The following is a 12,553-nucleotide window of genomic DNA, read 5'->3' on the forward strand; positions in this document are numbered from 1 at the left end:
TTTGTAGAACAACCAAATAGATCAGTTATTTAATCTGTTTGGTATAAGCTGGCGATGCAATAAATAAAAAAGCCTGTGTCGATAATACGACACAGGCTTGCCAAAGGTTGTTAATACCTGATGGCTTTGGTATTACGCCAACCGGTCAAGCCGCTGTAATTGCTGCTCGCCATTAAGCTCTATTTCAAAACGGCCATTAAGACCGTCATGCCCCACAAAACTGCGAAAGTGGTGCAGAGCCACCTGCAAACGCACGCCTTGCTCGGTGACCACAGACAGGGCTGCAGTGCGCCCCTGATAGTATTGCAACAGCTGCGCCCGCGAGATGGCAAGCCGAAAACGCAGCCGGCGCATTATGCCTGTGCCTTGCTGATTTTCTCAAACAAGTCACGTGATAGATCCGGCAATGCCATCAACTGCTGCAGTCGGGCTTTAATCAGCCCCTGGCGCGCATCATCCAGCCGTGCAAACTGGATCAGCGGGGTGATCAGCCGTGACGCCACCTGAGGATTGCTCTTGTTAAGCTGCATAAGTACCGATACCAGCAAGTCATAACCCGCCCCGTCCAGTCGATGAAACTGCAACGGATTCCCCATGATGAAGGCGCCCACGACCGCCCGCACTCTATTGGGATTATTCATGCTGAAAGTGGGGTGTGCCATCAGCTGTTCGATGCGTGCCAGGGTATCATCACCCGGCGCAGTGGCTTGCAGGCGGAACCAGTTGTCCAGCACCAGACCATCTTGTTGCCATTTGCCTTCAAAGTCCGCCAGCATGGCGCCCGCTTCTCCAAGCTCGGCCTTGACCGCGGCTTTCATGGCCGCCAGGGTATCGGTCATGTTATCGGCAGCCTGATACTGCTGCTGCACCCGATGCGCCTCGCCGGCCAGCGCCAGATATCCCAGCGCGACATTTTTCATGGCGCGTCTGGCAATATCCTGATGATCGATACGATATTCGCCCGTCTGGTTCTGTTCATAGATCTGCAACCATAATGGCTGCAAGGCCATGGCCAGCTCTTTATGCAAGAGTTCGTGCACCTGGCCCAGCAAGTCGATATCCACCTGCTCAAACAGCTCCAGCAAACTGCCGATATCAGGCAGAGTCAGCATTTGAGCCTGCAAGGCCTTATCGAGAGTCGGGTCTTCCAGTGTAGTGCGAAACACGTCCAGCAGCGGCCTGGGGATCACTGCCTGCTCCTGGCGTTGCAAGCGCAAAACATTATCACGCACCGCCTTGTTAATTAGCATTTGTACTGCGTCCCAGCGCACGAACTCGTCAATGCTGTGTTTGGCCAGCAAGGTGAGCTGTTCGTCGCTGTAGGGATAATCCAGCTTCACCGGCGCAGAAAAGCCCTGCAGCAAGGCGGGTGTCGGCTTAGACGGCACCTGTTCAAACACAAACTGCTGCTCGTCTTCCTGCACGTCCAGCACAGGCCCGACAAGCTCGCCAGCCATCATCAGTGTGAGCGGCTCGCCCTGCTCGGTATACAGAGCCAGACTCAGGGGAATATGCAGCGGCAGCTTTTGCGGCTGGTCAGCCGTGGCCGGGGTGTGCTGGCGAACGGTCAAGGTATAGCGCTGCCGTGCGGCATCGTACTCATCGGTAACGGTCAACACCGGCGTGCCTGCCTGACTATACCAGCGGGAAAAACGAGCAAGATCACGGCCACTGGCTTCACTCATGGCCGCCACAAAATCGTCACAGGTCGCCGCCTGACCGTCAAAACGCTGTAAATACAGCGCCAGTCCGCGCTGAAATGCCTGCTCACCCAACAGGGTATGCAGCATGCGGATCACTTCAGCGCCCTTTTCATACACGGTCAGGGTATAGAAATTGTTCATTTCTATCACCGCATCGGGGCGTATGGGGTGCGCCATGGGGCCGGCATCTTCGGCAAACTGGGGACCACGCATGATACGCACATTCTGAATGCGGTTGACGGTACGCGAGCCCAGATCGGACGAGAATTCCTGATCACGGAACACCGTCAGCCCTTCTTTCAGTGACAACTGAAACCAGTCACGACAGGTAACGCGATTACCAGTCCAGTTATGAAAGTATTCATGGCCGATCACCCGTTCAACATCCAGGTAATCGTTATCGGTGGCGGTCTTGGGATCGGCCAGCACGAACTTGGCGTTAAAGACATTCAGGCCCTTGTTTTCCATGGCGCCCATATTGAAAAAATCCACCGCCACTATCATGTAGATATCGAGATCGTATTCCAGATGGCAGCGCTGCTCATCCCAGGCCATGGACGCTTTCAGGCTGTCCATGGCGTGTCCGGCGCGGTGCAGATTGCCCTGATCGACAAAAATTTCCAAGGCCACTTCTCGGCCACTCAGGGTGGTGTAGCTATCGCGTAATACATCAAAGTCACCGGCTACCAGGGCAAATAAATAGGCAGGTTTGGGAAATGGGTCTTGCCACTGTACCCAATGACGACCATCGTCCAGACTACCCTGATCGATTCGGTTACCGTTGGACAGCAGATAAGGATACGCCTCGGCATCGGCGGTAATACGGGTACTAAAGCGCGCCAGTACATCGGGGCGGTCCAGATAAAAAGTAATGCGCCGAAAGCCCTGAGCCTCGCACTGGGTACAAAAGGCCGAGCCTGACTTGTACAGCCCTTCAAGCGCCGTATTGGCGGCCGGATCGATCAGGGTTTTAATGGTCAGAACAAAGGTTTCCGGCAGCTGAGACAAAATAAGGCTGTTGTCGGTCTGCTGGTATTGAGTAATGTCTACGCCATTGACGGCCACCTGCAACAGCTCAAGCTGTTCGCCATCCAGCACCAGGGGCTCATCGTGCTCACCATTGCGCCGCACCCGACTGATGGCCACCACTTCGGTGGCATGGTCGTGCAGCTGAATGTCCAGATCCAGAGTATCAATCCAGTAATGAGGGGGCTGATAATCTTCGCGATATTGTACTTGCGGTTTTATTTGAGTCATGGCGGAGATCTCGTCAAAGTCGTAGCAGGGGCTTTAAATAGGAAGCCCAGCCGGCAAGGTACCGGCTGGGCAAAGGGGATTAGCCAAGCAGTTGTGAAAGATCGGCGGTAATACGGGCCGCTTCTTTCAGATAGCTGTCTTCTGGCTCAAAGTCACTGGGAGTGTCATCCAAAGAAGTGACCGTATCCAACCCGGCACGTCGTAACCGATCATTCAGGCGAGCCAGGGCTTTGGCATCCTGCTCTTCCATTTCGGTTTTGCGTTCAGCCAGGTTAAGCGATACCGAATTTTTATCTTTGAGTTTTTTGTACTCTTTAATGTCTTCGAACACATAAACAAACTCGGGATCCTGCTCTATTCTTGCCTGATGGCGCTGACGCAACTGCCCCAACAGCGGCGTTAGATCATGAATAGTATTGAAATCCAGGCTGTCTACCTGATCCCAGGGCAGCGCGTTTTTCTCCAGGCTTTCACCGGTTTCGTCGGCCACTATCGGCGTTGGGAACGGGATATCCGGTTTGACACCCTTGTTTTGAGTACTGCCGCCGTTAATGCGGTAGAACTTGGCAATGGTAAACTGCACAAACCCCATGGGATGTTCATACAAATCGTAAATACGCGACAAACTGCGATGCTGTTGTACTGTGCCTTTACCAAAGGTGTTTTCACCCAGAATAACGGCGCGACCATAGTCTTTCAGCGCGGCGGCAAAAATTTCGGACGCCGAGGCGGAATAACGGTCTATCAATACCGTCATGGGGCCATCGTAGGCGAGCAGACCATCATCGTCCCCGTTCACAGAGATACGACCCATGCCATCACGAATCTGTACCACGGGGCCGCTGTCGATAAACAGCCCGGTCAGGCTGGAGGCTTCGGTCAAGGCACCACCGCCATTACCGCGTAAATCGATCACCAAGCCCTGAATATTGTCTTTTTTGAGCTTGTTGATTTCTTCGGCAACATCAACGCTCAAGTTGACATAAAAACTCGGTATTTCAATCACGCCGACGTTTTCACCGTCAACCTCTATCACCTTGCCGCTGGCCGCTCTGTCTTCGAGCCTGACCGTATCCCGGGTGAGCTGAATCACTTTGGGGGTCGCCGTCACCGCCTTGCCCCGTTGAATTTGCAGCCAAACGTCTGTGCCTTTACGGCCCTTGATCAGATCAACCACTTCGTCGAGGCGCCAGCCGATCACATCGGTAATTTTGTCGGCATCCTGCCCCACCCCTATGATGCGATCATCGGGTTGCAGCTCCCCGGATTTGGCCGCCGGCCCGCCCGGTACCAAAGAGCGGATCACCGTATAATCATCTTCCGCCTGTAATACCGCGCCTATCCCTTCGAGAGACAGGTTCATTTCGGTTTCGAAACGCTCGGCATTACGAGGGCTTAAATAACTGGTGTGGGGCTCTATGGTACGGGCGAAGGCATTGGCAAAGCTCTGGAACGCATCTTCGCTTTCACTTTGTGCCAGACGCTTGATGGCATTATTGTAGCGTTTGGCCAGTGTTTCGCTGATTTCATCCCAGTCTTTGTCGGTCAGTGCCAGGCTCAAGGCATCGTACTTCACTCTTTGATACCAGAGTTTGTCGAGCTCGGCCTGGTCTTTCGGCCATGCGGCTTCACGCCGGTCAAACTGATACTCTTCGCTACCATCGAACGTCATCGGCGTGTCGAGCAACGACAGTGCATACACCAAGCGCTGATAGCGCAGTTGCAGACTCTCGTTGTACATTTCGAAGGCGATATCAAGCCGACCCGCCTTGAGCGAATCATCGAAACCGGTTCGATAACGCTTGAAGCGATTAATGTCGCCCTGAGTGAAGATATTCTTGCCGTAATCCAGACTTTCAACAAAACGGTCGAATATCTGGCCGGAAAAAGCATCATCCAATTGAAACTGGCGATAGTGGGAACGGGTGAACAGCGCGGTAACCCGCTTGCTGGCAGCCGCATGCTGACTTTCTGGTGCCAAAACAGGAATGGCTGAGGCATCAGTAGTCGGTGGCACTGCCCAGGCAATACCTGCCGCCATCATGCCTGCGGCGACCAAAGACAAACGAATTCCGTGACTGATCAAACCCTACTCCTTAAAGAATAAGATGCTCGAATTTAACACGCACCGACATACCGGTTTTCAGCTCTACCTGAACATCATCACGAGTAATTTCTTTAATGGTAGCGGGTACTGGAGACTTGCCCAGCAATACTTTTACGTCTTGCGCCACTGCCAAAGTGGTTGGATCAACCTTGCGATGCTGTGGTTGCGGCTTGGGCTTGGACTTTTTGGCTGCCGGTTTGTCTTTCCGCTGGCCAAAGACTTTGTCCTTGCTTTCTTTCAGTGCTCCCTTGGCATGATCGACATGCTCCTGGGTCAACTCGCCACAAGGCTCACCATCCAGGTCGACTCGGCTTTGTCCCGCTTTCAGGCCATGCAGATAGCGCCAGCTGGAGGTATATTGGCGCAATGCCGTACGCAACAGCGTCTTGGACACCTTGGGGTCTTCACCCAAGCGGCTGGCCAAATCCTGAAAAATACCGATTTTCAGCGGCTTGGCTTCACCGGTGGCAATAAAGCACTGGGGAAAGCGTTCGGCCAGGTAGGCGATGACTTCTTTACTGTTTTTCAATTTTTCCGAGTTTTCCATGAAATACCTTGGTTTAAGACCTAAGGGCGCACTGCCCACATTGATACATGCATATTATAAAGAGCACACAGACAAAAGCGACCCAAACGTTACAGCAAGGGCTGAACTGCCGCGACCCACTGGCTCAGACCTGCTTCATCTTCTTCATCAAAACGATCATATCGAGGGCTGTCAATGTCCAGCACACCCCATATGTTATCCCCATCACGCAACGGTAATACAATTTCTGAATTACTGGCACTGTCGCAGGCGATATGGCCAGAAAATTCATGTACATTGGCAACACGCTGAACCTGGCCGCTGGCGGCAGCCGTGCCGCACACGCCCTGCCCCATGGGAATCCGCACACAGGCGGGGTTGCCCTGAAAAGGCCCCACAACCAGGTTGTCTTGCTCACACAAGTAGAAACCGACCCAGTTGATGTCTTCCAGTGCCAGGTTAAGCAAGGCAGACAAGTTAGCCAGTTTGGCAATGCGGTTGGGTTCGCCTTCGCACAAGGCCCGAGCCTGGGCGGTAAGACTTTGGTAAAATGCAGCTTTTTCAGACATGGTCATATAATCACGTTAATTTTTGCTTAACTTACCTGCCCTTTCTCCAAATGAAAACCCGATGATGGTGATTGATGGATAAAAAAAATCTGCAGACCCCGCTTTTGCAATGGTCGGATATCGTCAACATGATGAAAAAACGACGCACGGCGCTGATATATGCGCACTTGTTTGCCCTGTGCGGCACTGTGCTGGCCGTGCCCGTACCCTTGTTGATGCCTTTGCTGGTAGACGAAGTGTTACTCGATAGCCCGGGTCATTTGCTTGAAGGATTAAGCTGGTTTTTGCCGGCCGACTGGCAAACCGGTGTCGGTTTTATATTAGCCGTGCTGGTGATCACCCTGCTGCTGCGTACCTTGTCATTGGTGTTCAATATCATTCAGGGCCGTCAGTTCGCCCGCGTGGCCAAGCACCTGACGTTTCAAATCAGACAATTACTGGCGCGTCAGCTGTCTCGTACGCCGCTGCGCGCGTTCGAGTCGGTGGGAGCCGGCAGTGTCAGCTCACATTTCGTGACCGATGTAGAAACCCTGGATAAATTTTTGGGCGAAACCCTCAGTCGTTTGCTGATCAGCTTGTTAAGCGTGATTGGCACCGCCGTGGTATTGCTGCTGCTGAGCTGGCAACTGGGGTTGTTTATTTTACTGCTCAATCCGGTGGTGGTGTATTTTTCCAGCCGTTTGGGTGCCAAGGTCAAATACCTGAAGCGCAACGAAAACAGCGCCTTTGAATTGTTTCAGCAAGCCTTGATAGAAACCCTGGACGGCATTCACGAAATCAGGGCCGCCAACCGCGAACGGCATTACCTATTGCGTGTGACCGACCGCGCCCGTGGCGTACGGGATACCGCCATAGATTATGCCTGGAAAAGCGAAGCGGCCAGCCGCGCCAGTTTTTTGCTGTTTTTATCCGGCGTTGAGCTGTTTCGTGCCACCGGCATGATCATGGTGCTGTATACGGATTTGACCGTGGGTCAGATTTTTGCCGTATTCAGCTATCTTTGGTTCATGATGGGTCCGGTACAGGATTTGCTGAATATGCAGTATTCCTTTTATGCCGCCAGCGCCGCCCTCAAGCGAATAAACAGCATGCTGGCCCTGGGGGGCGAGCCCGAGCCACAAGGCACTGTCAATCCATTTGCCAACGCCACCACCCTGCCGATTACCGTAGACAACCTCAGCTTTTCCTACAATGGTGAACGCAAGGTGTTGGACGATGTCAGTCTGCAGATCCAGGCCGGGGAAAAAGTGGCCCTGGTGGGCGCCAGCGGGGGGGGCAAGTCGACCTTTATCCAGCTATTGCTGGGGTTGTATCCTGCCGACAGTGGCGTGATTTGCTTTGGCGGCGTGAGCAGCAAGGAAATTGGCTTTCCGACCATACGAGAGCACGTGGCCACGGTGTTGCAACAACCGGTATTGTTCAACGATACGGTACGCTCCAACCTGAGCCTGGGTGATGAGCACAATGACACCGCCTTGTGGCAGGCCTTGAAGGTGGCACAACTGGAGGATGTAGTCGCGGCCATGGAAGACGGCCTGAATACCCAGGTTGGCCGACGCGGAGTCAAGTTGTCGGGAGGACAGCAACAACGATTGGCCATTGCCCGTATGGTACTTAAAAACCCGGCCATCGTGGTCCTGGATGAAGCCACCTCGGCATTGGATACCGACACCGAGAACCGGTTGCACGCGGCCTTGTCTACCTTCTTAACAGGCAGAACCACGCTGATAGTGGCACACAGACTCAGCTCGGTGCGCCAGGCAGACCGCGTCTTGGTATTTGAAGATGGCAAGATCAGCCAGTCGGGTACCCACCACGAACTGCTCGAGCAGGATGGCTTGTATCGCACCCTGTATAGCTAGTTCGGGGAGGAGAAAAAGAAACATAATATCGATGGTAGGGTCGAATTCATTCGACCAGCGCCATACTGTGAGCTGAATCGGTCGAATAAATTCGATCCTACAAAAGATCTGGGTCTTGATGTTTGGTGCTCGTATTGATATCCCGTTCCGATATTACGCGACGGCCTGAGTATCGTCGCTGTCAGTAGCAACATCAGCGGGGGCGTCAGTCGCCTTGTCTGCAGCCTTCTTGTCGGTTTTTTTGGCGGGTTTCTTTTTTGGGCCGCTGAGCAGATCCTGATTTTGTGCCAGATACAGTGCCAGTACTTCACGGTCGGCTTCATTCAAGCTAATGGGAGCATCGGCCAGCACCTCGTCGAGGTGTTCGGCCAGATCGAGCAGGCGATCATAGGCATCGGCTTCTTTTTTATTGGTAAACGTCATTTTTTCGATTCCGTTTCTTACTACAAGATACTGTATTGTGACTGCCATAACTGACTCCTATTCTGTATATATATACAGTAATATCATACCGCGTTGGTTGCAAGACCCGATCCGGTATTTACGGTTGGACACCCGGGCGTTCAACCCTTAATGTGGGGTTGATTTTTAAGCCTGCCTTGTTGGATGTTCCCGGTTGTTAAACTTTTTTACACCTTCGCTGGCGAGCTGGGCCATTCTGGCCGATAGTTTATAGGTGAAGTGCGCTTTTTAGCGCCTTCGCACTAGCGCACGGCTCAGCAAATGAGCCATTCCCCTAGGCCAGGTACACGGATTTCGTACCTGGCTTTTTTTGTGTATCACCATTGACCGACAACAAGCGGCTGGGAGCCACCTTGTTATCCTGGAGGAACCAGCTGCGTTATGCCATCCAATGCTACTTTACCACTGATCATCTTGCTGGGCGCCGTGTCGGCCCTCACGCCTCTCGCCATCGATATGTATTTGCCCGCCATGCCGGCCATTGCCGAGACATTGGCCACCAACTCCCATCGTGTACAAGCTACACTGGCAGCCTATACCGGTGGCTTTGCCATTGGACAATTGCTGTTTGGCCCCCTGTCTGATGCCAAGGGCCGCCGCCCCGTGTTGCTGGGGGGGATGCTGGTGTTTGGCATCACCGCCATGTTGTGTGCCATGGCAGAGAGCGTGGAAAGTCTGACCTGGCTGCGCGCCGCACAGGGTTTTGCCGGTGCCGCCTCTGCAGTCGTGGTGCAGGCGCTGGTGCGTGATTTGTTCAACCGGGAAGACTTTGCCCGCACCATGGCCTATATCACCCTGGTAATGACCCTGGCGCCCCTGGTGGCTCCCATGCTGGGCGGCCACCTAGCCCACTGGTTTGGCTGGCGATCCATTTTTTGGGTGCTCACCGGCTTTACCATTTTAATTGCACTGTTCAGCAGTCTCAAATTGCCCGAAACACTGCCTCAAGAGCGACGCCAGCCATTGCACCTGGTGTCGATTATCCGCAGTTATCTGCGCCTGCTGTCTACTCCAGAAGCGCTGGGTTTTATGCTCTGTGGTGCCTTCTCCTTTGCCGGCATGTTTGCCTTTTTAACCGGGGCGTCGTTTATTTATATCGAACTTTACGGCGTGTCGGCACAACACACCGGGTATTTGTTTGGGCTAAACGTCATCAGCCTGATGCTGTTTACCACGCTTAATGGTAAATGGGTACATCGGCTGGGCTCACGTACCATGTTGCGTGTGGCCTTGAGTTTACAGTTATTGGCGGGACTACTGATGCCGATAGGGCCGTTGCTGGGGTGGGGGCTCTGGTCGGTGGTGTCGCCCATCATGCTGTATGTGGGCGTAATTTCCACCATCGGCAGTAACAGCATGGCCAGTTTGCTGAGCAGTTTGCCCAATCTGGCGGGCACCGCCTCGTCACTGGCCGGCACGCTGCGCTTTGGCATCGCCGCCCTGGCCGGTGCCTTTGTGGCCATGTTACCCGACAGCTCGCCGTTATATATGCTGTTGACCATGAGTGGCTGTGCCCTGCTGTCGGCACTCACCTACGGTTTGTTGTGTGAGTATAAGAAAAGTGCAGAATGAAACAGAGCGTCCCGTGCCTGGCTAACAACTAAAACCGAAAGCTAACAAAAACACCGGGTCAATTGACCCGGTGTTTTTGTTTTAGCTGACCGTTTTACTTGCCAGGACCTTTCAACAGCGCCTCTATGCTGCCGACGGCACCCAGTACGCTACTGGCTTCAAAGGGCAGGAAAATGCGATCGCCCTCTTTGCCGATGTCCGGCAGGGTCTTCAGGTATTCCAGCCCCAGCAAATAGCCGATCACCAATTGCGGATCCAGTCGGTCGTCTCCTGCCGACAGCACCTCGTCAATGGCCTTGCGTTGGCCTTCGGCCATCAGAATAGCGGCTTCTTTACTCCCCTCTGCCACCAGAATACTGGAGCGTTTTTCACCCTCGGCCTTGGCAATGGCTGCTTCACGCTCACCGCTGGCACGCAGCACCAGGGCTCTGCGTTCACGCTCTGCTGCCATTTGCTTGCGCATGGCGTCCTCTACCTCGGTCGGGATCAAGATATCCTGAATTTCAACCCGCGTGACCTTGACGCCCCACTTGTTGCCCGCCTCGTCCATTACCAGTTGCAACTTGTCATTAATTTCCTGACGAGACTCAAACAGCTTATCGAGCTCCATTTTACCCATTTCGGAACGCAGCGACGTTTTAGCCAGTATCTCGATGGCCTGGATCAGGTTTTCGGTTTGATACACGGCACGCTCGGGATCGATGACCTGAAAATACAGCGCACCGTTGACGGTCACACTCACGTTATCGGCAGTAATGACCGACTGGCCGGGAAAGTCGAGCACGGTTTCACGACGGTCGATGCGGGTTTCTTCCTGCACTATGGCCACATTTTCTCCGCCAATCGCCTGATAGCGACGTACCTTGATGGAGCGCGGTTTGTCGATGAAAGGGATCACCCAGTTCACCCCGGGCGTCAATGTTTTGTTATAACTGCCCAGCCGTTCAATCACTACCGCCTCGGACTGTTGCACTATCATGAGTCCCTTAACGATAAACACCAGAATCAGCAGCGTAAACACCAGTGCGATCACTAACATTGCATCCATACCCTTCCCCTTTTAATCAATAATGGCGGTAATGCCATCAAATCGACACACTTGGACCTGAGCGCCTACCGTCAAGGGCGCGCCCGAAGCACTGCGTACCATAAACAAATCCCCTTCCAGCTTAAGACGATATTCGCCTGAAGACAGCTGCACGATTTCACCTTGTTGCCTACGTCCTTCACCGGCCAGTGAGCTGGTGCGGCGCGAGGGTGCAAAACGACGAAACAGATACTTGAGTGAAGGAGCCAGTACCAGGGCGGCGATGGCAAAAATAAACCATTGCCCCGCCAACCCAACCTCAAACCAGGCTGCCGCCATGGTGATCAGCGCCGCCAGTCCCAGAGCAAAGGCAAAAAAGCCGGTGCCGGTCAGCTCGAGTAGCAAGAGTAACAAGGCGGCAATCAGCCACCCATGCCATGCAAGCAAGATTCACCTCCAGAATAAGACACAATTGAAACAGCTTGGTTGTTGAATAGCCACTATAGAGGAGGGACGAACAGAAAGGAAACAGGGAAAGACAGCGGTAAGCCATACGCCATACGCTTTACGACCAGGTAAGCAACCAAAGACGGATATCGTCATTGTTTACTTACAGCGTATAGCGAACGGCGTACAGCGCCCGAAGGGCTTACAGCTTACCGCTGCCCGAGGGGTGGGGTTTGGCCAGTTTGAACAATTCGAAGAAATTGGCAGTGGTTTGGGCGGCGACTTCTTCTACCGTCACGCCTTTCAGCTTGGCGATAAACTCTGCCACGGTGCGAGTGTAGGCAGGCTCGTTTTCTTCACCGCGAAACGGCACCGGAGCCAACCAGGGGGAATCGGTTTCCACCAGCAAACGCTCCAGCGGCAAGGCTTTGACCACCTCGCGCAGGGCTGAGGCGCTATTGAAGGTGACAATACCGGAAATAGAAATATAAAAGCCCAGCTCGATGGCGGCTTCGGCCATTTCCAGCGACTCGGTAAAACAATGCAATACCCCGCCTACCTTGTTGGCGCCGCCTTCTCGTAAAATATCCAGGGTATCTTGCTGGGCATTACGGGTATGAATAATCAGCGGCTTGTTCAATGCCACGGCGGTTTCTACATGCTGCTTGAACGAACGTCGCTGCAACTCGGCCGATTCGGGGGCATAAAAATAATCCAGCCCGGTCTCACCAATGGCCACTACCGCAGGATCGGACGCCAGCTGCTGCAACAGCGCAGGATCATTGGGCTCATCATCATGATGCAACGGATGCACGCCACAAGAAGCAAACACCTGAGGAAAAGGCTTGATGGCCGCCAGCATGTCGGGAAAAGTGGATAAACCCACACTGATGCACAGCATATGATTGACACCGCGGTTGGCGGCCTTGCGAATCGCCTCGGCCATATCGCCATGTTTTTTACCGTATTCGAGTTTGTCCAGGTGGCAATGAGAGTCAACCAGCAAAACCGTCTCCTTTAT

General features: G+C 53.6%; 11 protein-coding genes. 2 read left to right on the forward strand and 9 right to left on the reverse strand.

All coding sequences use genetic code 11. From position 1 onward, the window contains the following. Positions 1 to 132: 132 nt before the first annotated feature. From IEW52_RS04680 to msrC, 5 genes are all read right to left on the reverse strand, one after another. The gene (locus IEW52_RS04680; protein ID WP_188628904.1) at positions 133 to 354 is read right to left on the reverse strand and encodes a DUF2835 family protein; all 222 of its coding nucleotides are present in this window, start codon (positions 352 to 354) and stop codon (positions 133 to 135) included. Next, positions 354 to 2,960: an aminopeptidase N gene (gene pepN / locus IEW52_RS04685; protein ID WP_188628905.1), complete on the reverse strand. Its 2,607-nt coding sequence runs from the start codon at positions 2,958 to 2,960 to the stop codon at positions 354 to 356. The genes IEW52_RS04680 and pepN overlap by 1 nt, the downstream gene beginning before the upstream one ends. A 79-nt stretch (positions 2,961 to 3,039) precedes the next feature. Further along, positions 3,040 to 5,046, reverse strand: coding sequence for a carboxy terminal-processing peptidase (gene prc / locus IEW52_RS04690; RefSeq protein ID WP_188628906.1), 2,007 nt, complete (start codon positions 5,044 to 5,046; stop codon positions 3,040 to 3,042). A gap of 10 nt (positions 5,047 to 5,056) precedes the next feature. Beyond that, complete coding sequence (gene proQ / locus IEW52_RS04695) at positions 5,057 to 5,614, reverse strand: RNA chaperone ProQ (protein WP_188628907.1); 558 nt, start codon at positions 5,612 to 5,614, stop codon at positions 5,057 to 5,059. Between the two features lie 89 nt (positions 5,615 to 5,703). After that, entirely contained in the window at positions 5,704 to 6,162 is a 459-nt protein-coding gene (gene msrC, locus IEW52_RS04700; RefSeq protein WP_188628908.1) for a free L-methionine (R)-S-oxide reductase MsrC, read from the reverse strand. 74 nt (positions 6,163 to 6,236) lie between these two features. On the opposite strand from msrC, the gene IEW52_RS04705 reads away from it, so the two are divergent. Continuing rightward, the gene (locus tag IEW52_RS04705; RefSeq protein ID WP_188628909.1) at positions 6,237 to 8,024 is read left to right on the forward strand and encodes an ABC transporter ATP-binding protein; all 1,788 of its coding nucleotides are present in this window, start codon (positions 6,237 to 6,239) and stop codon (positions 8,022 to 8,024) included. Positions 8,025 to 8,177: 153 nt separating this feature from the next. Here the strand turns inward: IEW52_RS04705 and IEW52_RS04710 are convergent, their stop codons facing one another. Next, positions 8,178 to 8,495: a YebG family protein gene (locus IEW52_RS04710; protein WP_188628910.1), complete on the reverse strand. Its 318-nt coding sequence runs from the start codon at positions 8,493 to 8,495 to the stop codon at positions 8,178 to 8,180. Positions 8,496 to 8,867: 372 nt separating this feature from the next. Between IEW52_RS04710 and IEW52_RS04715 the strand changes: the two genes are divergently transcribed. Next, a complete protein-coding gene (locus tag IEW52_RS04715) occupies positions 8,868 to 10,058 on the forward strand; it encodes a Bcr/CflA family multidrug efflux MFS transporter (protein WP_188628911.1) in 1,191 nt (396 codons plus the stop codon). Positions 10,059 to 10,152: 94 nt separating this feature from the next. Here IEW52_RS04715 and IEW52_RS04720 read toward each other — a convergent pair whose 3' ends face one another. From IEW52_RS04720 to IEW52_RS04730, 3 genes are all read right to left on the reverse strand, one after another. Then, positions 10,153 to 11,106, reverse strand: a complete 954-nt coding sequence (locus IEW52_RS04720) for an SPFH domain-containing protein (RefSeq protein ID WP_188628912.1) — start codon at positions 11,104 to 11,106, stop codon at positions 10,153 to 10,155. Positions 11,107 to 11,118: 12 nt separating this feature from the next. Continuing rightward, positions 11,119 to 11,532 (reverse strand): NfeD family protein, encoded by a 414-nt coding sequence (locus IEW52_RS04725; RefSeq protein WP_188628913.1) that lies wholly within the window; start codon positions 11,530 to 11,532, stop codon positions 11,119 to 11,121. 202 nt (positions 11,533 to 11,734) lie between these two features. Further along, complete coding sequence (locus tag IEW52_RS04730; protein WP_188628914.1) at positions 11,735 to 12,538, reverse strand: TatD family hydrolase; 804 nt, start codon at positions 12,536 to 12,538, stop codon at positions 11,735 to 11,737. Positions 12,539 to 12,553 lie beyond the last annotated feature (15 nt).

The organism is Oceanisphaera marina (assembly GCF_014643915.1).
Taxonomy (GTDB): Bacteria; Pseudomonadota; Gammaproteobacteria; order Enterobacterales; family Aeromonadaceae; genus Oceanimonas; species Oceanimonas marina.

What these genes read in the sequence shown, in the direction of transcription:
- pepN (WP_188628905.1), bottom strand. Translation starts at nt 2,960, where the DNA reads ATGACTCAAATAAAACCGCAAGTACAATATCGCGAAGATTATCAGCCC.
- msrC (WP_188628908.1), bottom strand. Translation starts at nt 6,162, where the DNA reads ATGTCTGAAAAAGCTGCATTTTACCAAAGTCTTACCGCCCAGGCTCGG.
- IEW52_RS04705 (WP_188628909.1), top strand. Translation starts at nt 6,237, where the DNA reads ATGGATAAAAAAAATCTGCAGACCCCGCTTTTGCAATGGTCGGATATC.
- IEW52_RS04680 (WP_188628904.1), bottom strand. Translation starts at nt 354, where the DNA reads ATGCGCCGGCTGCGTTTTCGGCTTGCCATCTCGCGGGCGCAGCTGTTG.
- proQ (WP_188628907.1), bottom strand. Translation starts at nt 5,614, where the DNA reads ATGGAAAACTCGGAAAAATTGAAAAACAGTAAAGAAGTCATCGCCTAC.
- IEW52_RS04720 (WP_188628912.1), bottom strand. Translation starts at nt 11,106, where the DNA reads ATGGATGCAATGTTAGTGATCGCACTGGTGTTTACGCTGCTGATTCTG.
- IEW52_RS04715 (WP_188628911.1), top strand. Translation starts at nt 8,868, where the DNA reads ATGCCATCCAATGCTACTTTACCACTGATCATCTTGCTGGGCGCCGTG.
- IEW52_RS04710 (WP_188628910.1), bottom strand. Translation starts at nt 8,495, where the DNA reads ATGGCAGTCACAATACAGTATCTTGTAGTAAGAAACGGAATCGAAAAA.